Here is a 1043-nt window from a genome sequence, read left to right on the forward strand (position 1 = left end):
CCATTAGCTCAGTTGGTAGAGCATCTGACTTTTAATCAGAGGGTCGAAGGTTCGAGTCCTTCATGGCTCACCATAGATTTTTGCAAAAGGCAAAATATCTAATGTTTTCATGCGGGTGTGGCGGAATTGGCAGACGCACCAGACTTAGGATCTGGCGCCGCAAGGCGTGGGGGTTCAAGTCCCTTCACCCGCACCATTTACGCGGAAGTAGTTCAGTGGTAGAACACCACCTTGCCAAGGTGGGGGTCGCGGGTTCGAATCCCGTCTTCCGCTCCATAAGACTTGCCGGGGTGGCGGAACTGGCAGACGCACAGGACTTAAAATCCTGCGGTAGGTGACTACCGTACCGGTTCGATTCCGGTCCTCGGCACCAGAGATTTTTGCGCTAGCAAAATATCTTTCCATAAATTTGCGAAAGTAAATAATCTTAAAAGTAAATTATGCGCCCGTAGCTCAATTGGATAGAGCGTTTGACTACGGATCAAAAGGTTAGGGGTTCGACTCCTCTCGGGCGCGCCATATAGTCGGGAAGTAGCTCAGCTTGGTAGAGCACTTGGTTTGGGACCAAGGGGTCGCAGGTTCGAATCCTGTCTTCCCGACCACCTTATTCGGGGCCTTAGCTCAGCTGGGAGAGCGCCTGCTTTGCACGCAGGAGGTCAGCGGTTCGATCCCGCTAGGCTCCACCAAAGATTTGTTTGCGCAGCGTAAGCGGAGTGAAATAATCTTTGATGTATTTGCTTCAGCATAAAAACTAACAATTAGATATAAAATGTATCTTGGCGGTGTAGCTCAGCTGGCTAGAGCGTACGGTTCATACCCGTGAGGTCGGGGGTTCGATCCCCTCCGCCGCTACCAATAGGGACCTTTAGCTCAGTTGGTTAGAGCAGACGGCTCATAACCGTCCGGTCGTAGGTTCGAGTCCTACAAGGTCCACCATTCACATTTTAAATACGGAGGAATACCCAAGTCCGGCTGAAGGGATCGGTCTTGAAAACCGACAGGGGTGTTAAAGCCCGCGGGGGTTCGAATCCCTCTTCCTCCGC

Annotated in this window: 9 tRNA genes; all 9 read left to right on the forward strand. The window is 51.7% G+C overall.

Going from position 1 to position 1043, the window contains the following annotated elements:
• The first annotated feature begins 111 nt into the window (after positions 1-111).
• The 9 genes from AAEO50_RS21075 (at position 112) to AAEO50_RS21115 (ending at position 1042) form a co-directional block, all read left to right on the forward strand.
• Positions 112-196, forward strand: a tRNA-Leu gene (locus tag AAEO50_RS21075).
• A gap of 5 nt (positions 197-201) precedes the next feature.
• Positions 202-276 (forward strand) — tRNA-Gly (locus AAEO50_RS21080).
• An 8-nt stretch (positions 277-284) separates the two neighbouring features.
• Positions 285-373 (forward strand) — tRNA-Leu (locus AAEO50_RS21085).
• A 69-nt stretch (positions 374-442) separates the two neighbouring features.
• Positions 443-519 (forward strand) — tRNA-Arg (locus AAEO50_RS21090).
• A gap of 6 nt (positions 520-525) precedes the next feature.
• Positions 526-602, forward strand: a tRNA-Pro gene (locus tag AAEO50_RS21095).
• A gap of 8 nt (positions 603-610) precedes the next feature.
• A tRNA-Ala gene (locus tag AAEO50_RS21100) sits at positions 611-686 on the forward strand.
• Positions 687-778: 92 nt separating this feature from the next.
• A tRNA-Met gene (locus tag AAEO50_RS21105) sits at positions 779-855 on the forward strand.
• Between the two features lie 4 nt (positions 856-859).
• Positions 860-936, forward strand: a tRNA-Ile gene (locus AAEO50_RS21110).
• 16 nt (positions 937-952) lie between these two features.
• A tRNA-Ser gene (locus tag AAEO50_RS21115) sits at positions 953-1042 on the forward strand.
• The last annotated feature ends 1 nt before the right edge of the window (position 1043 follow it).

This window comes from Rossellomorea oryzaecorticis, assembly GCF_038405515.1.
GTDB classification, from domain to species: domain Bacteria; phylum Bacillota; class Bacilli; order Bacillales; family Bacillaceae_B; genus Rossellomorea; species Rossellomorea oryzaecorticis_A.